At 70.2% G+C, this 18438-nt stretch carries 18 protein-coding genes and 1 rRNA gene; 11 read left to right on the top strand and 8 right to left on the bottom strand.

The annotated features are described in order from the left end of the window. Positions 1–126 precede the first annotated feature (126 nt). The 4 genes from pstS (at position 127) to pstB (ending at position 4249) form a co-directional block, all read left to right on the top strand. The gene (gene pstS, locus AB0C73_RS00095; RefSeq protein ID WP_362522854.1) at positions 127–1263 is read left to right on the top strand and encodes a phosphate ABC transporter substrate-binding protein PstS; all 1137 of its coding nucleotides are present in this window, start codon (positions 127–129) and stop codon (positions 1261–1263) included. A gap of 139 nt (positions 1264–1402) precedes the next feature. Continuing rightward, positions 1403–2377, top strand: a complete 975-nt coding sequence (pstC, locus tag AB0C73_RS00090) for a phosphate ABC transporter permease subunit PstC (protein WP_362522852.1) — start codon at positions 1403–1405, stop codon at positions 2375–2377. Further along, positions 2374–3444 (top strand): phosphate ABC transporter permease PstA, encoded by a 1071-nt coding sequence (pstA, locus tag AB0C73_RS00085; protein ID WP_362522850.1) that lies wholly within the window; start codon positions 2374–2376, stop codon positions 3442–3444. Before pstC ends, pstA begins: the two co-directional genes overlap by 4 nt. A gap of 28 nt (positions 3445–3472) precedes the next feature. After that, positions 3473–4249, top strand: coding sequence for a phosphate ABC transporter ATP-binding protein PstB (pstB, locus tag AB0C73_RS00080; RefSeq protein WP_361587556.1), 777 nt, complete (start codon positions 3473–3475; stop codon positions 4247–4249). 97 nt (positions 4250–4346) lie between these two features. Here the strand turns inward: pstB and AB0C73_RS00075 are convergent, their stop codons facing one another. Both AB0C73_RS00075 and AB0C73_RS00070 read right to left on the bottom strand, forming a co-directional pair. After that, positions 4347–5345, bottom strand: coding sequence for an inorganic phosphate transporter (locus tag AB0C73_RS00075; protein WP_362522848.1), 999 nt, complete (start codon positions 5343–5345; stop codon positions 4347–4349). A gap of 6 nt (positions 5346–5351) precedes the next feature. Next, on the bottom strand, positions 5352–5972 hold the full coding sequence (locus tag AB0C73_RS00070) for a DUF47 family protein (RefSeq protein ID WP_265867459.1): 621 nt from the start codon (positions 5970–5972) through the stop codon (positions 5352–5354). Between the two features lie 195 nt (positions 5973–6167). On the opposite strand from AB0C73_RS00070, the gene AB0C73_RS00065 reads away from it, so the two are divergent. Continuing rightward, on the top strand, positions 6168–6545 hold the full coding sequence (locus AB0C73_RS00065; RefSeq protein WP_362522846.1) for a metal-sensing transcriptional repressor: 378 nt from the start codon (positions 6168–6170) through the stop codon (positions 6543–6545). 30 nt (positions 6546–6575) lie between these two features. On the opposite strand, the gene AB0C73_RS00060 is transcribed toward AB0C73_RS00065, so the two are convergent. From AB0C73_RS00060 to AB0C73_RS00045, 4 genes are all read right to left on the bottom strand, one after another. After that, positions 6576–6746: a hypothetical protein gene (locus AB0C73_RS00060; RefSeq protein WP_362522844.1), complete on the bottom strand. Its 171-nt coding sequence runs from the start codon at positions 6744–6746 to the stop codon at positions 6576–6578. Between the two features lie 126 nt (positions 6747–6872). Beyond that, a complete protein-coding gene (locus AB0C73_RS00055) occupies positions 6873–7691 on the bottom strand; it encodes a hypothetical protein (protein WP_362522842.1) in 819 nt (272 codons plus the stop codon). Between the two features lie 315 nt (positions 7692–8006). Continuing rightward, the gene (locus tag AB0C73_RS00050; protein WP_362522840.1) at positions 8007–8717 is read right to left on the bottom strand and encodes a phosphatase PAP2 family protein; all 711 of its coding nucleotides are present in this window, start codon (positions 8715–8717) and stop codon (positions 8007–8009) included. A gap of 187 nt (positions 8718–8904) precedes the next feature. Beyond that, a complete protein-coding gene (locus AB0C73_RS00045; RefSeq protein ID WP_362522838.1) occupies positions 8905–9927 on the bottom strand; it encodes a bifunctional lytic transglycosylase/C40 family peptidase in 1023 nt (340 codons plus the stop codon). Between the two features lie 345 nt (positions 9928–10272). On the opposite strand from AB0C73_RS00045, the gene AB0C73_RS00040 reads away from it, so the two are divergent. The 6 genes from AB0C73_RS00040 to AB0C73_RS00015 all read left to right on the top strand — a co-directional run bounded on the left by AB0C73_RS00040 (position 10273) and on the right by AB0C73_RS00015 (position 17476). Continuing rightward, complete coding sequence (locus AB0C73_RS00040) at positions 10273–10581, top strand: hypothetical protein (RefSeq protein WP_046908545.1); 309 nt, start codon at positions 10273–10275, stop codon at positions 10579–10581. 136 nt (positions 10582–10717) lie between these two features. Further along, the gene (locus AB0C73_RS00035; protein ID WP_362522836.1) at positions 10718–11533 is read left to right on the top strand and encodes a hypothetical protein; all 816 of its coding nucleotides are present in this window, start codon (positions 10718–10720) and stop codon (positions 11531–11533) included. Beyond that, positions 11523–12983 (top strand): hypothetical protein, encoded by a 1461-nt coding sequence (locus tag AB0C73_RS00030; RefSeq protein WP_362522834.1) that lies wholly within the window; start codon positions 11523–11525, stop codon positions 12981–12983. Before AB0C73_RS00035 ends, AB0C73_RS00030 begins: the two co-directional genes overlap by 11 nt. Beyond that, positions 12980–14533 carry an SCO6880 family protein gene (locus AB0C73_RS00025; protein WP_362522832.1) on the top strand — a complete coding sequence of 518 codons (1554 nt, stop codon included), beginning with the start codon at positions 12980–12982 and terminating at the stop codon, positions 14531–14533. The genes AB0C73_RS00030 and AB0C73_RS00025 overlap by 4 nt, the downstream gene beginning before the upstream one ends. A gap of 20 nt (positions 14534–14553) precedes the next feature. Then, positions 14554–15960, top strand: a complete 1407-nt coding sequence (locus tag AB0C73_RS00020) for an ATP-binding protein (protein ID WP_362522830.1) — start codon at positions 14554–14556, stop codon at positions 15958–15960. A 1-nt stretch (position 15961) separates the two neighbouring features. Beyond that, positions 15962–17476 (top strand): type VI secretion protein, encoded by a 1515-nt coding sequence (locus AB0C73_RS00015; protein WP_362522829.1) that lies wholly within the window; start codon positions 15962–15964, stop codon positions 17474–17476. Here the strand turns inward: AB0C73_RS00015 and AB0C73_RS00010 are convergent. Together AB0C73_RS00010 and rrf are read right to left on the bottom strand one after the other, a co-directional pair. Next, positions 17473–18036, bottom strand: a complete 564-nt coding sequence (locus tag AB0C73_RS00010) for a GNAT family N-acetyltransferase (RefSeq protein WP_362522828.1) — start codon at positions 18034–18036, stop codon at positions 17473–17475. The two genes, AB0C73_RS00015 and AB0C73_RS00010, sit on opposite strands and share 4 nt — an antisense overlap. 140 nt (positions 18037–18176) lie before the next feature. Further along, positions 18177–18293: ribosomal RNA gene (rrf, locus tag AB0C73_RS00005) — 5S ribosomal RNA — on the bottom strand. Between the last annotated feature and the right edge of the window lie 145 nt (positions 18294–18438).

The raw sequence follows: 18438 nt of genomic DNA, 5'->3' as shown, positions 1-18438 counted from the left end.
CTGCCTAATTTCGGCTGTACACGGTGCAGAACCCAGTGATGCACCGACCACCCCGACACGCGCCGCCGTACAACGTTCAGGACAGCAAGGTCCGCGGCAGGCGACTTCTGGAAGGAACAGCCGAAAGTGAAGCTTTCGCGTAAGAACGGGCTTCGCGCCTCCGCGATCGGTGCCCTCGTCGTCTCCGGCGCGCTCGTCCTCTCGGCGTGTGGTTCGGACAACAACAACGAGCCCACCAAGGACGGCGGCAAGACCTCGGCCGCCGCGTCGAGCATCAAGTGCGACGGCGCCAAGGGTCAGCTTCTCGCCGCCGGCTCGTCCGCGCAGAAGAACGCCATGGACCTGTGGGTGAAGAACTTCCAGGCCGCCTGCTCCGGCGTCGAGATCAACTACCAGCCGATCGGTTCCGGCGGTGGCATCACCAAGTTCAACCAGGGCCAGGTCGCCATGGCCGGCTCTGACTCCGCCCTGAAGGACGAAGAGGTCGCCGAGTCGCAGAAGATCTGCAAGACCGGCAAGGGCGTCAACCTCCCGATGGTCGGCGGCCCGATCGCCATCGGTTACAAGCTGGACGGCGTGGACAACCTGGTCCTCGACGCCCCCACGATCGCCAAGATCTTCGACACCAAGATCACCAAGTGGAACGACCCGGCGATCGCCAAGCTGAACCCGGGCGCCAAGCTCCCCGACTCCACCATCCAGGCCTTCCACCGCTCCGACGAGTCGGGCACCACCCAGAACCTGGGCAAGTACCTCTCCGCCGCCGCCCCGGCCGACTGGAAGTACGACCCGAAGACGAAGTCGTGGCCCGCCAAGGACGGCCAGGCCGCCAGCGGCTCCTCCGGTGTCGCCACCGCGGTCAAGGACGCCGAGGGCTCCATCGGCTACTTCGAGCTCTCCTACGCGACCACCAACAAGATCTCCACGGTCAGCATCAACACCGGTGCCGCCGCCCCGGTCGCGGCCACCACGGAGAACGCCTCCAAGGCCATCGCCGCCGCCAAGATCAAGGGCACCGGCTCCGACCTGGCGCTCTCCCTCGACTACACCACCAAGGCCGAGGGCGCCTACCCGATGGTCCTCGTGACGTACGAGATCGCCTGCGACAAGGGCAACAAGGCGGAGACCCTGCCGACCCTGAAGGCGTTCCTCACCTACACCGCCAGCGAGGAGGGCCAGAAGGTCCTCTCCGACGCCGGCTACGCCCCGCTCCCGGCCGAGATCGCGGCCAAGGTCCGCGAGATCGTCCCCACCCTGTCCTGACCCCGACCGGGGGCGGCCCCCTTCCTCCCGTAGGGGGGCCGCCCCCGGCATCCGGTGCACCGCCGCCAGGGGCCGCCACCGTACGCACGCCGCACAGCGCGCCGTACCGACCGGCCCCGCAGACCGGAGAAACGACACGATGGCTTCGACCACACCAGACATACAGAGGAGCCGGCGCGCCAAGAGCGCGACCCGCCCCGGAGACCGGATCTTCGCCGGTCTCTCCCGCGGTTCCGGTATCACCCTCCTCGTGATCATGGCCGCGATCGCGGTCTTCCTCACCTACCGCGCCGTCCTCGCGATCTCGGACGACAGCACGAACTTCTTCACCACCTTCGAGTGGAACCCGGCGGGCACCCCGCCGGTCTTCGGCATTGCCGTCCTCGTCTTCGGCACGATCGTCTCGTCGCTCATCGCGATGCTCATCGCCGTGCCGGTCGCCATCGGCATCGCGCTGTTCATCTCGCACTACGCCCCGCGCAAGCTGGCCAAGCCGCTCGCGTACGTGGTCGACCTGCTCGCCGCCGTGCCCAGCATCATCTACGGCCTCTGGGGCGCGATCTTCCTCGTGCCCTACCTGGGCGGCCTGAACAAGTGGCTCGACCAGTACCTCGGCTGGACGTACATCTTCGACAAGTCCAGCGACGGCGTCGCCCGCAACATGTTCACCGTCGGCATCCTGCTGGCGATCATGATCCTCCCGATCATCACCAACGTGACCCGCGAGGTCTTCCTCCAGGTCCCGCGCATGCACGAGGAGGCCGCACTGGCCCTCGGCGCCACGCGCTGGGAGGTCATCCGCATGTCGGTGCTGCCCTTCGGCCGTTCCGGCATCATCTCCGCCTCGATGCTCGGCCTCGGCCGCGCCCTCGGCGAGACGATGGCCGTCGCCGTCGTCCTCTCCCCCAGCTTCGTGCTCTCGGGCCACCTGCTCGACCCGGGCGGCGGCACCTTCGCGCAGAACATCGCCGCGAAGTTCAACGAGGCCAACGAGTACGGCCGCGACGCCCTGATCGCCTCCGGTCTCGTCCTCTTCGTCATCACGCTGCTGGTCAACGGCGCCGCCCGCATGATCATCGCGCGCCGCAAGGAGTACTCGGGGGCCAACGCATGAGCCACGCCATACAGGACCGTCCGGTGGCCGTGAGCCCGCGCCGTCCGCTCTCCCACGCCCGCCTCCCGCGCTGGACCCCCGCCGCGATCGCCGCCGGCTCGATCGCCGCCGGCATCGGCATCGGCCTCGGGGCCGGCTGGACCAGCAAGGTGCAGTGGGGCCTCCTCGCCGCGCTGATCTTCGTCCTCGCCACGTTCGCCATCACCACCAAGGTGGAGGGCGTCCGACAGGCCAAGGACCGGGTCGCCACCAGCCTCATCTGGGTCGCCTTCGTCCTCGCCGTCGTCCCGCTGCTCTCCCTCGCGTGGGTCACGATCAGCAAGGGCATCGAGGCCCTCGACCCGTACTTCCTGAGCCACTCCATGAACGGCGTCCTCGACGCCGAGGCCGGCGGCGGTGTCTACCACGCCCTGCTCGGCACGATCGAGCAGGTCGCCATCGCGACCCTGATCGCCGCCCCGATCGGCCTCCTGACCGCGGTCTACCTCGTCGAGTACGGCGGCGGAAAGCTCGCCTCCGCCGTCACCTTCTTCGTCGACGTCATGACGGGCATCCCGTCGATCGTCGCGGGCCTCTTCATCCTCGCCACCTGGAACCTGATCCTGGGCTTCGGCCCCTCCGGTTTCGCCGGCGCGATGGCCCTCGCGATCCTGATGATGCCGGTCGTGGTCCGCTCCACCGAGGAGATGCTCAAGCTCGTCCCGAACGAGCTGCGCGAGGCCTCCTACGCCCTCGGCATCCCCAAGTGGCGCACGATCCTGAAGGTGGTCCTGCCCACCGCGATCGGCGGCATCACCACGGGCGTCATGCTCGCGGTCGCCCGTATCACCGGTGAGACGGCCCCCGTACTCCTCCTCGTGTTCGGTACGAAGCTCATCAACCCGAACCCCTTCGAAGGCGCCCAGTCGTCGCTGCCGCTCTATGTGTACGAGCAGTTCGCGGTCGGCACCGACGCGTCGATGGCCCGTGCCTGGGCCGCCGCGCTCGTCCTGATCGCCTTCGTCATGATCCTCAACATGGTGGCCCGCGGCATCGCCCGCTGGAAGGCCCCGAAGACCGGCCGCTGACCGCGGTTACTCCTGGATGTGAATTGATATGGCCAAGCGAATCGACGTCAGCGGCCTCTCCGCGTACTACGGCAACCACAAGGCGATCGACGACATCTCGATGACCGTCGAGCCCCGCTCCGTGACGGCCTTCATCGGCCCCTCCGGCTGCGGCAAGTCCACCTTCCTGCGCACCCTGAACCGGATGCACGAGGTCACCCCCGGCGGCCGCGTCGAGGGCAAGGTGATGCTGGACGACGAGAACCTGTACGGCGCCGGTGTCGACCCGGTCGCGGTGCGCCGCACCGTCGGCATGGTCTTCCAGCGCCCGAACCCCTTCCCCACCATGTCGATCTTCGACAACGTGGCGGCGGGCCTGCGCCTCAACGGCTCGTACAAGAAGTCCGAGCTCAACGACATCGTCGAGCGCTCCCTCAAGGGCGCCAACCTCTGGAACGAGGTCAAGGACCGCCTGAACAAGCCGGGCTCCGGCCTCTCCGGCGGTCAGCAGCAGCGCCTGTGCATCGCCCGCGCCATCGCGGTCGAGCCGGACGTGCTGCTGATGGACGAGCCCTGCTCGGCCCTCGACCCGATCTCGACGCTGGCGATCGAGGACCTCATCGGCGAGCTGAAGGAGCGCTTCACGATCGTCATCGTGACGCACAACATGCAGCAGGCCGCCCGCGTCTCGGACCGCACCGCCTTCTTCAACCTGGCGGCGGTCGGACAGCCCGGCAAGCTGATCGAGCTGGACGACACCGAGCGCATCTTCTCCAACCCGAGCGTCCAGGCGACCGAGGACTACATCTCCGGCCGCTTCGGATAAGACGTCGTACGGCGCTGCATGGCGGTGCCGCCGTACGACAACGAGAGGGCCCGGCTCCCCCACAGGGGAGCCGGGCCCAACCACTTTCACGGCATCTCTAGCCGAAGAGCAGCGCCACCACGTAGTAGCTCAGCGCCGCCACGATCGCCGCCGCCGGCATCGTGATGAACCAGCCCATCACGATGTTCTTGGCGACGCCCCAGCGGACCGCGTTGACGCGCTTGGTGGCGCCCACACCCATGATCGCCGAGGTGATGACGTGGGTCGTGGAGATCGGCGCGCCGAACATCAGGCCCGCGCCGAACATGATCGACGCGCCCGTGGTCTCGGCCGCGAAGCCCTGCGGCGGGTCCAGCTCGATGATCTTGCGGCCGAGGGTCCGCATGATCCGCCAGCCGCCCGCGTACGTACCGAGGGAGAGCATCGTCGCGCAGACGATCTTCACCCACACCGGGATCGGGTCGTCGCTCCCCTGGACGTCCGCGATGACCAGGGCCATCACCACGATGCCCATCGTCTTCTGCGCGTCCTGGAGACCGTGGCCGAGCGCCATGCCGGCCGCCGAGACGGTCTGCGCGATACGGAAGCCGCGCTTGGCCTTGTGCGGGTTGGCCTTGCGGAAGAGCCACAGGATCACGCACATGACCAGGTAACCGACGATGAGGCCGACCACCGGCGAGACGAACATCGGGATGACGACCTTCTCCAGGACTCCCGACCAGATGACCTCCGTGCCACCCGCGAGCGCCGCGCCCACCATGCCGCCGAACAGCGCGTGCGAGGAGGACGAGGGAAGACCGAAGTACCAGGTGACCAGGTTCCAGACGATCGCGCCGAGCAGCGCGGCGAAGAGGATGCCCATCCCCTTGTCGCCGGTGGGCGTCTCGATGAGGCCCTTGCTGACGGTGTGCGCGACCCCCTGGCCGAGGAAGGCACCGGCGAGGTTCATGACCGCGGCCATCGCGAGGGCGGCCCGCGGGGTCAGTGCCCGGGTGGACACCGAGGTGGCGATGGCGTTCGCCGAGTCGTGGAATCCGTTCGTATACGTGAAGCCGAGCGCGACACCGATGGTCACGATCAGAGCGAAGGTGTCCACGAAGCCTCAGGACTCCTTGACCGCGATGGTCTCCACGGTGTTGGCCACGTGCTCGAAGGCGTCCGCCGCCTCTTCCAGGACATCCACGACCTGCTTGAGCTTCAGCACCTCGATGGCGTCGTACTTGCCGTTGAAGAGGTGGGCGAGCAGCTTGCGGTGGATCTGGTCGGCCTGGTTCTCGAGCCGGTTGACCTCGATCCAGTACTCGGTGAGGTTCGCCATGGTCCGCAGGTTCGGCATGGCCTCGGCGGTCAGCTCCGCCGCCCGGGCCAGCACCTCGATCTGCTGCTCGACGCCCTTGGGCAGTTCCTCGATGTTGTAGAGGACCACCAGGTCGACGGCCTCCTCCATGAAGTCCATGATGTCGTCGAGGGACGACGCGAGGGAGTAGATGTCCTCGCGGTCGAACGGCGTGATGAAGGAGGAGTTCAGCTGGTGGAAGATGGCGTGGGTCGCGTCGTCGCCGGCGTGCTCCGCTGCCCGCATCCGTTCCGCGATCTCGGCCCGGGCGGACGAGTCCGCTCCGAGCAGTTCCATCAGGAGCTTGGCGCCCGTGACGATGTTGTCCGCGGACGCGGCGAACATGTCATAGAAGCTCGTCTCCCTGGGGGTCAGACGAAATCGCACGTGGGGTCCTCGGGGTGCTGGAATTCGGTCAGGCTGATGCTAGGCGCATCATCCGGCCACGGCTAACCGGCGTCCCTTCAGTGTCGCCCATCAGGCACAGTGATCTGCACGGGCCCCCGCCCCGATTCGCGGGGATCGGTACCATATACCCAGCAGGGGTATAGACACCCCTTTTCTGGACAGCGGGAGGACGCGATGACGACCACCGAGGCGGCGGCCGAGGTCACCCCCGAGACCACTCAGCCGTCGACGGACCACGGTCACGACCACGGCCAGGGTCACGACCACGCGGTGCACGGCTACCACAAGCAGAAGGACGAGCACCTGAAGCGGCTGCGCCGCATCGAGGGCCAGATCCGGGGCCTGCAGCGGATGGTCGACGAGGACGTGTACTGCATCGACATCCTCACCCAGGTGTCCGCCTCGACGAAGGCGCTGCAGTCCTTCGCGCTCCAGCTCCTGGAGGAGCACCTGCGGCACTGCGTCGCGGACGCGGCGACCAAGGGCGGCGACGAGATCGAGTCCAAGGTCGAGGAGGCCACGAAGGCCATCGCGCGGATGATGCGGACCTGAGCAGCGGCCCGGTCCGGACGACCTGCTCGTCTAGGGCAGGCCCGCGCCCCGGAGCACCTCGTCGATACGGTCGGGGCTCAGCCGCTCCCCGTCGACGGCGGAGGCAGCGATGATCAGCTCACCGCACAGTTCGATTTCGGCCAGGGCCACGCAGTCGGGATCCCCGAGCGCGACGGTCGCGGTACCGAGCGGCGGAGCCATGTGCCTACACCTCTTCCTGCCGACGTCGGTATCCCAGCGTAGGGAGGGCCCTACGGACCGCACATGACACGTCCGGACCATTTCGCCATGGTCCGCCACCCCACCGCCGCAGGTGCGCGCTCGCGCTCAGGCCTTGATCTTCCCGGCGTAGATGTCCTTCCGCGCCGGCAGCTCCACCGTGACCCGCGCCCCGAACCCGTACAGGAGCGTGGTCGACGCGACCGCGACCGTACGGCCCTGATTGCTGAAGCTGAACCGGTGGCGGACCTTGCGCAGCCGCCCGGTCTCGTCGAGAAACGCGTCGAAGGGCACGGTGTCCGTGGTGAACCCTTTCGCCGCGGCGGCCAGCGCGCCGCGCACCTGCGGCGAGGCGAGCCGCGCGGCCTCGCCGATGTCCGCCGTACCGCGGTAGTGCCGGACCTTCTCCCCGGCGAGCTCGGTCTCTCCCACGTACGTGACCCCCCGCGCGCCGCGCAGCAGCTCGGCCGCGGCGGCCGGGTCGGTGGCGCCGCCGGTCACGAGGTTCCCGTCGTCGAGGGTGGTGGTGTCGACCCGTACCCACTTGTCGGCGGGGACGCCGGCGCCGCGGTTCTTCATGTACAGCGCGCCCGGCGCGAGCAGCTCGGTGATGGGGCGGTGCGCGCTCTCCCCTGCGGCGTCCTTGGGCAGCACCACCTGGAGGCTGCCGGTGCGGAGCCGGAAGTCGTAGCTTCCCTCGCCGCGGATGGTGACCCGGGTGCCGCCGGAGGCCATCTCCATCGACGTGCTCGCCCTGGCGGAGCCGGCCCGCGCCAGCCCCTCGGCGGCGTCGCGCACCGTCTCGGCCGGATCGCCCCCGCCGCCGCCCGGGGCGTCGTCGTCGGCGGGCGCCGAGCAGCCGCCGACAAGCAGCACCGCGGCGACGGCCACCCAGGCCCCGCCCGCGCGTCCGTTCCGCACCACCATCGCCTGCCAACCCCCAACAACCTGCCGCCGCCGTCCGGATCCCGCCCACCGGATAACGACGCTCCCGACGACCCGTCACGCATCGCGCAGTACGGTGGACACGTGCATCACACGGAGACCACGGAGCGCGGTTCCTTCGCGTTCGCCCGGTGCAGCTGCGGCTGGTCGGGCCCGGCCCGCCGATCCCGCGAACGAGCCCGTACGGACGCGGCGAGGCACTCGGAGAGTGCGACGGCGAGGACGGCGTAGGACCCGATAGGTCAGGTCCGTGATGGAGAGGCTGGTCCGTCGGGTCCGTCGGGTCCGTCGGGTCCGTCAGGCCGCGAGGTCGCTCTCCCCGGTCCCCAGCCGGGGTTCCGGGATGGCGGGGGCCTCGGCGACCGCGAGGCGTTCGGCGGCGCGGCGCGAGCGGATGAGGCGGGCGCCGCGCGGGGAGCGGGCGACGGCGGAGAGCACCGGGGTCAGCAGCGCGAGCGCGAGCGGCGCGAGGAGCAGCGCGACGGCGGTGCCGAGGGCGAGGCCGCCGACGACGTCGGTCGGGTAGTGGACGCCCATGTAGACCCGGCAGAAGGCCTCGGCGAGGGCGAGCCCGATGGCGAGCAGTCCGTAGCGCCGGTGCGCGATGAAGACGCCGACGGCGACGGCCATCGCGAGGGTGGCGTGGTCGCTGACGAAGGAGTAGTCGGTCTTGCCGGCGACGAGGACTTCGAGGCCCTGGTGGTCCTTGAAGGGGCGGGGCCGGTCGACGAAGCCGCGGATCGGGATGTTGACCAGGAGCGCGATGCCGGCGGCGAGCGGCGCCCACAGCAGTCCGGCGACGCCCGCGACGGAGTCGCCGGTCGCCGCGCGCCGGCGCACGCTCCACCAGCAGCCGAGCACCACGAGGACGAGGCCGAGCATGATGCCGTACTCGCCGACGAACTCCATGACGCGGTCGAACCACGGCGGGGCGGCCTTCGCCAGCCCGTTGATGTCGTAGAGCAGGCTGACATCGGGGTTCGAACCGTCCGATGCGAGTCCAGCCATCTGCTGCGGCCCCTTGCTTTCGTGTGGGTGGTGTCCAACCCCCGTGGTCGGTGCGGTCGCATCGGCAACGATTCGGCCGAAGGCGACGTTCCGTTCTGCGCCCAAGATCGCCACGACGTTACCGAAAGGTGACGGGCCGTCGCAGCCCAGGGCCGGAGCCTCACACAGAGTCCCGATCAGGACTGGTTCACCGGGGCAGGTGGGTGGGCAGCGCCGCGGCCCCGTCCTCGGTGACGCGGGTGGCCCCGAAGTAGTCCGGGGTGTCGATCCGGTCGAAGCGGATCACCGCGCCGGTGCGCGGCGCGTCGATCATGTAGCCGCCGCCCACGTAGATCCCGACGTGCCGGATGGCGCGCGAGTTCGTCAGGTCGTCGGAGAAGAAGACGAGGTCGCCGGGGAGCAGTTCGTCGCGCCCGGGGTGCGGCCCGGCGTTGTACTGGTCGTTGGCGACGCGCGGCAGCGAGATCCCGACCGAGTCGTACGCCGCCTGGGTGAGCCCCGAACAGTCGAACCGCCCGTTCTGCGCGGCCGTGCCCGTACCGCCCCAGAGATACGGCGTACCGAGCTTCTGCTGCGCGTAGTAGATCGCGCCCGCGGCCTGCTTCGACGGGTCGACCCGGCCGACCGGCCGGGCGAAGCTCTTCTCCAGGGAGCGGATGATCCGCACGTAGTTCTGCGTCTCGCTGATCCTCGGCACACCACCGGACTTGATGACCCGGTAGGCCCCGGCGTTGTACGCGGCGAGCATGTTGTTCGTGACGTCCCCGGGCACGTCCTTCACGTAGCCGGCGAGCTCGCAGTCGTACGACGCGGCCGACGGGATCGCGTCCTTCGGGTCCCACACGTCCCGGTCCCCGTCCCCGTCCCCGTCGATGCCGTGCCCGGCCCAGGTGCCCGGGATGAACTGGGCGATGCCGCGGGCGTTCGCGGGCGAGACGATGGTCGGGTTCCAGCCGCTCTCCTGGTACAGCTGCGCGGCGAGCAGCGCGGGATTGATCGCGGGGCAGAGGTTCCCCCACTGCTGTACGAGCCCCTGGTACGCGGCCGGCACGGCCCCCTTCGCCAGCGCCACGGACCCGTTCTTCCCGTTCCCGGCGCCGAGCATCCCGGCGGCCGCGGAGTACGTCCCGACGACGAGCAGCGCGACGAAGCCGAGGCAGACCCCGACCGCCCCGCCCGCCACGAGCCAGGCCCCACGCGCCTTACGCACCGTCAACCACCCCTCGGTCCCTGCCAGTACGCCCCGCCGCGCCAGTCTAGGCGCGAGCCCCCTCGACAGCCCCCGCGACGGCTCCGACGCCGCCCCAAAGGTGCCACAACGACAATCATTGCCCGGAGTCACTCTCCGTGATACACAGAGTGACCATACGCGTCTTCGCATACAAACCGGCCACACCGTCGCAGGTCAAGACGGTCGGATCGGTCAACTGTGCGGTGATCGGGTAAAGAGAGCCGTTCAACCGTCACACGCGAGCGGTTTCATCAGCGAAGATAGGTCGACGACCCATGCCATCGGGCAGGGGCGACGAACTACCCAACAGGGGCGGTGAGTTACATGTACCTGGCGGCCGAGAAGGGCGACATCACCACCATCATCGGTGGAATCGCCCCGAACTGGGGCCCTTTCGGGAGCCTCGGTGCCGAAGCCAAGGTGATGATCGAGGTCGTGATGGCCGTGGCCATCCTGCTCTGTCTCGGCATCGCCATCTGGGGCGCGGCCAAGCAGCGTATCGGCGCCACCGCCCTGCGCGACACCTTCAGCGCCGAACAGGGCAAGGGCCTGATCGTGGCCGGCCTGACCGGAGTCTTCATCATCGGCTCCCTGGGGACGCTCTTCACCATCGTGTACGGGATGGCCGTCTAACCCGTTTCTCACCACCGAGGTCGCGTTCCCTGATGTCCAGTCACCACGCCGCGCCCGCGCGGAAACCAGCACGGCTCGCTTCGGCGTACCCGTCGTGCCCGCCGTACCCGCGAACGGCCGAGGGGGCGTACCCGGCATGAGCTTCGGCGACGAGCACGACGGCCAGACCCGCACCCGCCTCCCCGACTCCGGCCCCGGCACCCCCCGTCCCCCCGCCCGCAGCTCCCGCTCCCTCATCGCGGTGGTCGGCGTGGTGGCCCTCCTGGTCGCCGCGATCGCCCTCGCCAACCGCGGCGACGGCACCCCCGACTCCGCCACCCGCGGCGGCGCCGCGGCCGGCCAGGGCACCCCGTCCCCGTCGGCCGCCCCGACGGCGCCGACGGGCGTCCGCCCGGTGACGGGCAAGAACGGCGCGATTCCAGCGGGGTTCGCGCGGGACGAGCAGGGGGCGCAGAGCGCGGCGGCGAATTACGCGGTGGCGCTGGGGTCGGTGGACATGTTCCAGCGCGGTCCGCGCGAGACCATCGTCCGCGCCCTCCATGACCCGGCCGTCGCCGACGCCCTCGTGAAGGACCTGAACGACTCCTACTCGGCCGGCTTCCTCGCCAACGTGGGCCTGCAGCCCGACGGCACCGCCCCGGCCGGCCTCACCTTCGTCTCCCGCACCATCCCGGTGGGCGCCCAGGTGAAGGACTACACGGGCGACACCGCCACCGCGGAGGTGTGGTGCACGGGCCTCGTCGGCCTCGCCGGCGAGGGCTCCACCAAGCCGGTGACCACCACCTGGTTCACCATCACCGAGAAGCTGAAGTGGGTCGGCGGCGACTGGAAGGTCGTCAGCTCGGAGCAGGCCGAGGGCCCGACTCCCGTCAACGGCGACAACCGCGCCTCCGTCGCGGACGACATCGCCAAGGCCGTCGAGGGATACGGAGGCTTCACCTATGCCCGCTGACCGACGCCCCGCCCACCGCCCCGGCCACCCCCGCCCTGGCCGCTCCACCGGCCGCACTCCCGGCCGCGCGCCCGGCTGGCGCTTCCCCCTGCGCGCCGCCGGCGCCGCAGTGGCGGCCCTGCCGGCCACGCTCGTCCTGCTCGCCTCGCGCGCCTACGCGGCCCCGACGCCCACACCCACCGGCACGCCGTCCACGGGCGGCACGCCCTCGCCCGGCACCCCGTCGCCGGGGGCCAGCAACAACCCGTGCGACCTGATCGTGGGCCAGGCCCGCGACTACTGCGAGAACGGCCAGCAGTCCCCCGGGTCCCGCCCCGCCATCACCGACCCCACCACCACCCCCGACCCCCTCGCCTCCCTCGCCAACGGCTGCGCCAAGGCCGCCGCCTGGGTCGTCGACACCCTCTCCGGCGCCGTCAAGGAGACCGCGGCCGTGGACTTCACCAACATGGAGTTCCTCGGGCGCTACGCGATCGTCTTCGCCGCCGCCACCTTCCTCACCCTCCTTCTCTGGCTGCTCGCCGTCGCCAAGCGCGCCGTCCGCGGCGTCCCCCTCACCACCGCGATCTCCGAGGCCATCGGGTTCCTCTGGCTGACGGTCCTCGCCTCCGCCTTCACGCCGCTCATCCTCTACACCGTCGTCAACGCCACCGACGCCATCACCGAGGTCATCGCCTCCGGCACCGGCCAGCAGACCGACGTCTTCTTCGGCAGCTTCAAGCAGGCCCTGGAGAAGGGCGACAGCATCGGCGGCGGGCCGATCATGCTGATCATCGTCTCGCTCGTCACCGTGCTCGCGGCCGGCGTCCTCTACCTCGAACTCGTGCTGCGCGCCGTGCTGCTCTACGTCGGCGCCCTGCTCGGCGTCGTCGTCTACTCCGGGCTCGTCGACAAGAACATGTGGGGCCACGTGCGCCGCTGGGCGGGCATCATGATCGCGGTGATCCTGGTGAAGCCGGTCATCGTCATCGTCCTCGGCCTCGCCGGCGCGCTCTCCTCCGGCACCGGCCCCGACGCGTTCTCCGCCGTCGTGTCCGGCCTCGCGATCATCCTGCTCGCGATCTTCGCCTCCGCGATGATCTACCGCTTCGTCCCCGGCTTCGGCGACGAGATCATCGCCTCCCGCGACAACCGCCTCCACCGCGCCGGCGAGAACACCGCGGCCGCCGTCATCTCCTCCCCCGCCTCCCTCGTCTCGCAGGGCATCAAGACCCACAGCACCCGCAGCGACGGCGGAGGCGGCGCCCAGGGCTCCGGCGGCGGCGCCCGCCCCGCCAACCCCCTCTCCGGCGGCGTCGCCGCCCACAGCAGCCGCTCCGGAGACAGCCGCGGCGGGGCGGGCGGAGGCGCGGGCGCCACCCCCGCGCCCCGTAACAGCAGCCCCACCGCAGGCACCCCGCACACCAGCCGCAGCAGCAACAGCAAGAACTCAGGAGGTGCAGGGCGTTGACGACCCAGTCCCAGCCGGTCTCGCCCCGCCGCACGTATCTCATCGGCCGCGCCCGGCCGAACGCGATCGTCGGCAAGAACCGCGAGACCGGCGAGATCGCCCTCATCATCGCCGGCGCGTTCCTCGGCATGATGAGCGGACTGATCGTCCAGGTCCTCGCCCTGCGCATCGCCCTGCTCGCCGGCCTGCCCATGCTCGCGCTCGCCGCCGTCTACGTCCCGTACAAGCAGCGCACCTTCTACAAATGGTTCGAGATCAACCGCAGCTACAAGCGCATGCTCAAGCGCGGCACCGCCTACCGCTCCGCCGCCGTCGAGGCCGGCACCCGCCTCGACGGCCGCGAGGTCGAGATCGGCCCGCCCCCCGGCATCGGCGGCGTCACCTGGCTCTCCGCCCCCTTCGGCCCCGACGAGATCGCCGTCCTCCTGCACGCCGACCGCCGCACCGTCACCGCCGCCATCGAGATCGAGGGCCCCGGCGTCGGCCTGCGCGACTCCGAGGACCAGGAGGCCCTCGTCGACCGCTTCGGCACCCTCCTCAAGCACGTCGCCAACGGAGACGGCTTCGTCACCCGCCTCCAGATGCTCGCCCGCACCCTCCCCGCCGACCCCGACGCCCACGCCAAGGACGTCGCCCAGCGCGGCGACCACCAGGCCCCGGCCTGGCTCCAGGAGTCGTACGACCAGCTCCAGTCCATGGTGTCGACCTCCAGCGAGCAGCACCGCGCCTACCTCGTCGCGTGTATGCACTACACCCGCGACCTCGCCGCCGAGGCCAACGCCATGGCCCGCGCCGCCCGCCACGCCTCCGGCGCCCGCCGCCTCGACCGCGACGCCGGCCTCGCCGTCGTCATGGCCCGCGAGCTCACCGACATCTGCGCCCGCCTGGCGGAAGCCGACATCCGCGTACGGCAGCCCCTCGGCCAGTCCCGGCTCGCCTCCCTCGTCCACTCCATGTACGACCCGGACCACCCCATCGACCACATCCAGGCCATGTCGAAGCGCAACGCCTGGCCGGCCGAACTCGACGCGATGGAACCGACGTACCTCCAGGCCAAGACCCGCGAGTCCGCCACCCGCGCCCCCTGGTGCCACGCCACCGCCTGGATCAAGGAGTGGCCGATGACCCCGGTCGGCGTCAACTTCCTCGCCCCGCTCCTCGTCCACACCCCCGACGTCATCCGCACCGTCGCCGTCACCATGGACCTCGAACCCACCGAGGTCGCCATCGAGCGCATGCTCACCGAGAAGACCAACGACGAGGCGGACGCCAGCCGCGCCGCCAAGATGAACCGCACCGTCGACCCGCGCGACATCGCCGCCCACGGCAGGCTCGACCAGCGGGGTGAAGATCTCGCCAGCGGCGCGGCCGGGGTCAACCTCGTCGGGTACATCACGGTGTCGTCGCGTTCGCCCGAGGCCCTGGCCCGGGACAAGCGCACGATCAGGGCCTCCGCCGGCAAGTCGTACCTGAAGCTGGAATGGTGCGACCGCGAGCACCACCGGGCCTTTGTGAACACCTTGCCGTTCGCGACCGGCATCCGCCGCTAGGGCCGAAGGGGCACAGACCGATGCGAGATCCGCTGTCCGTCCTCACCGAAGCCTTCACCTCCTTCCTCTTCGGCAAGGTCGAGACGACCCGCCTGCCCGTGCGCACCTCCACGGGCCAGGCCCAGGCCGTCTACCTGCCGACCGCGGCCCCCGGCCTCGGCGACTCCGGCGTGATCATCGGCCGCGAGGTCTACAGCGGCAAGGGGTACATCTACGACCCCTTCCAGCTGTACGGGCAGCAGCTCCCCGCCCCCCACTGGCTCGTCCTCGGCGAGTCCGGCAACGGCAAGTCGGCGCTCGAGAAGACCTATGTGCTCCGCCAGCTGCGCTTCCGCGACCGCCAGGTCGTCGTCCTCGACGCCCAGGGCGAGGACGGCGTCGGCGAATGGAACCTCATCGCGCAGGAGCTGGGGATAACTCCCATCCGGCTCGACCCGATGGTCGCCAACGACGACGGCATCCGCCTCAACCCGCTCGACCCCTCCATCACCACGACCGGGCAGCTCGCCCTGCTGCGCACCATCATCGAGGTGGCGATGGGCCACGGCCTCGACGAGCGCTCCGGCTTCGCGCTCAAGGTCGCCCACGCCTACGTCAACGAGCACATCACCGACCGCCAGCCGATCCTCACCGACATCGTCGAGCAACTCCGCCACCCGGAGGCGGAATCGGCCGAGGCGATGAACGTCGACATAGACGATGTACGGGCCTGGGGCCTCGACGTGGCGCTCGTCCTCGACCGGCTCGTCGACGGTGACCTGCGCGGCATGTTCGACGGCCCGACGACCGTCGGCATCGACCTCGACGCCCCGCTCATCGTCTTCGACCTCTCCCACATCGACCGCAACTCCATCGCCATGCCGATCCTCATGGCGATCGTCGGTGTGTGGCTGGAACACACCTGGATCCGCCCCGACCGGAAGAAGCGCATCTTCCTGGTCGAGGAGGCCTGGCACATCATCAACAGCCCCTTCGTGGCCCAGCTGTTCCAGCGCCTGCTCAAGTTCGGCCGCCGACTCGGTCTGTCCTTCGTCGCCGTCGTCCACCACCTGTCCGACGTCGTGGACGGCGCGGCGGCGAAGGAGGCCGCGGCGATCCTCAAGATGGCCTCCACACGCACGATTTATGCGCAGAAGGCCGACGAGGCCCGCAACACCGGCCGCGTCCTCGGCCTGCCGCGCTGGGCCGTCGAGATCATCCCGACGCTCACGCCCGGTATCGCCGTGTGGGACGTCAACGGCAACGTCCAGGTCGTCAAACACCTCATCACCGAGAAGGAACGCCCGCTCGTCTACACCGACCGCGCCATGACCGAGTCCTCCGCGACGGACCCGGAACTGGAATGGGAGACGGAACAGCGCGCGATCCTCATCGAGCAGCAGATGAACGCGCAGATGAACGACTCGTCCCAGTCGACGGTGGCGTGACATGCAGCAGGAGCGCAAGCAGTCGGGCAGCGGCATCCCCGACGGATTCGTGGTCGGGCTGCTCGCCCTCCTGCTCGGCCTCGCCGTCCTGGTCTGGACGGCGACGGGCCTGGCCGGCCTGCTCTCCCACGGCGGCTGGCCGCCGGGCGTCACCTTCACCCGTACTCCCATGGCCCTGCGCTCCCTCCTCGGCGCCCCGACCGACCTCGCCACCGCCTGGCCGGACACCCCGCCCGGCACCCTGTCGGGCTACGGCCTGTTCTGGGGCCTGGTCATCGGCGAGGCGATGATCCTCGTCGTCCTCACGGTCTTCGTCCTCGGCACCCTCACCCGCTGGCGCGCGGTCCGCGCGAACCGGAAGGCGGGGGCGTACGGGAAGGGCCGGGCCGGGCGTACGAACGAGGCACAGGCCGATCAGGCGGCAGGCGCCCCTGGGGTCACCCAGCCCCCGGCCCCGCGTCGCCCCGCGGACCGGGAGGAGCCGCTGAGGGCGGCGGAGGCCCCGGAGGTCCAGGAAACCCGGGTCCAGGAGTCCGCCGGCTCCCCGGCGCCCGTCCTCGTCTCCCCTGCCCCTGTGCCCGTCGCCGCGTCCGTCCCCCGGCTCGTCTACGGCCCCGCCGCCACCCGCCGTCCCGCCGCCGTCCAGACCGTACGGGACGCGGAGGGCGCCGTCCTCGTCGTGACCTCCGACCCCGAGCTGTGGGCCACCACCAAGGACGCCCGCGGCAAGCTCGGCCCCGTGATGGTGTACGACCCCGGCCACCTCTGCGACACCCCCGCCCGGCTCCACTGGAACCCCGCCGAGGGCTGCGAGGACCCGCAGGAGGCGCGTGACCGGGCCGTCGCACTGCTCGCGCCCGTACGCCCGCAGTCGCGTCTGGACGCGGCCGTGGCGGACACCGCGGAAACGCTCCTGCGGTGCTGGCTGCACGCCGCCGCCATAGACGGCCGGCCGTTCAAGCAGGTGCACCGCTGGGCCCAGGGCGCCGACGCCCACGAGCCCGTACGGATCCTCCGTACCCACCCCAAGGCCGCCGCCGGCCAGGCCGGACTGCTCGAATCCGCGCTCACCGCGCACCCCGAACGTCGCGCCACCGCCCAGGAACTGACGGCCCGGGCACTCTCCTCCCTCACCTCGATCCACATCCGGCAGGCCTGCACCGCGAATCGAACGGATTCGCTGACGCTCGCATCTTTCGTCGCCGAGCAGGGCACCCTTTACGTGGTGGGTGAACCGATCGAGGACCCGCGCACCCACCCGGGCGCGATGCCCCTGCTGACCGCGCTCGCCGCCAGCGTGGTCGAGCACGGCCGCCGCATGGCCGCACGGTCATCCGACGGTCGGCTCGACCCACCACTGACGCTCGTCCTCGACGACGTCGCGGCGGTCGCACCGATCCCCCGCCTGCCCGAACTCGTCGCCACGGGCCAGGAACTGGGCCTCCCGACGCTCGCCCTGATGCGCTCCCAGGAACAGGCCCGCGCCCGCTGGCCGGAACCCCTCCCGGCCCCCTAACGGTGCCTCGGGAGCTCATACTCCAGGTCGTAGCCGCTCCCCGAGCCCGGCATGAGTATCCGCTCGCCCGAGGGTATGAACCCGAAGCGCCGGTAGAAGGCGGCGGCCCGGGCGTTGTCCTCGTGGACGTACAGCCGCACCCGCTCGATCGCCGGCTCCGGCAGCGTCCAGGACCACTCCACGGCCGCGCGGAACAGCGCGTCGATCACCCCACCGCCGCGCGCCTCGGGCCGCACGTACACGCCCACCAACTGCGTCTGGTCGACCTTCGCCGGCTCCCCGAACAGCGGCTCCGCGTCCGAGGGTCGCTCGACGAGCACCGTGGTCGAGCCTATCCAGCGCCCCTCCGGCGTCTCCGCGACAAACTGCCGCACCCGCCCCGGGCCACTCTCCGAGGCATTCGCCGTCCGCTGCTGCCAGAAGGAATCGGGCTGCGCGACGGCAGTCTCGTACGTCTCGACGAAGGCGAGGTGCGCGACCGGGTCCTGCAAGGCGGTGAGCCGCAGCTCGCGCACCTTCTCCCACTCGTCGGCGCGGGCGGTGCGAATCAAGTAGTCCATGCCACGATCTTCGCCATCGCCGCACCCCACCCACAAGCGGATTCTTGATCCCAGGATTCGTGGTCCCTGGGTACGACCAAGCTGCCCGTAAACGCAGAAAAGCCCCGCACCAAATGGTGCGGGGCTTTCCCACAAAGGTTGTTCGGCGGTGTCCTACTCTCCCACAGGGTCCCCCCTGCAGTACCATCGGCGCTGAAAGGCTTAGCTTCCGGGTTCGGAATGTAACCGGGCGTTTCCCTAACGCTATGACCACCGAAACACTATGAAGTTGAACCGCCGCGCACCCCGAAGGGGGGCGTGTTCGTTACTTCAGAACTAACACAGTGGACGCGAGCAACTGAGGACAAGCCCTCGGCCTATTAGTACCGGTCAGCTCCACCCATTACTGGGCTTCCACATCCG

This window comes from Streptomyces sp. NPDC048623 (assembly GCF_040650755.1).
GTDB lineage: Bacteria > Actinomycetota > Actinomycetes > Streptomycetales > Streptomycetaceae > Streptomyces.
Note: the sequence above shows the minus strand (reverse complement) of the source record. Positions and strands in the feature narration are given on the sequence as shown.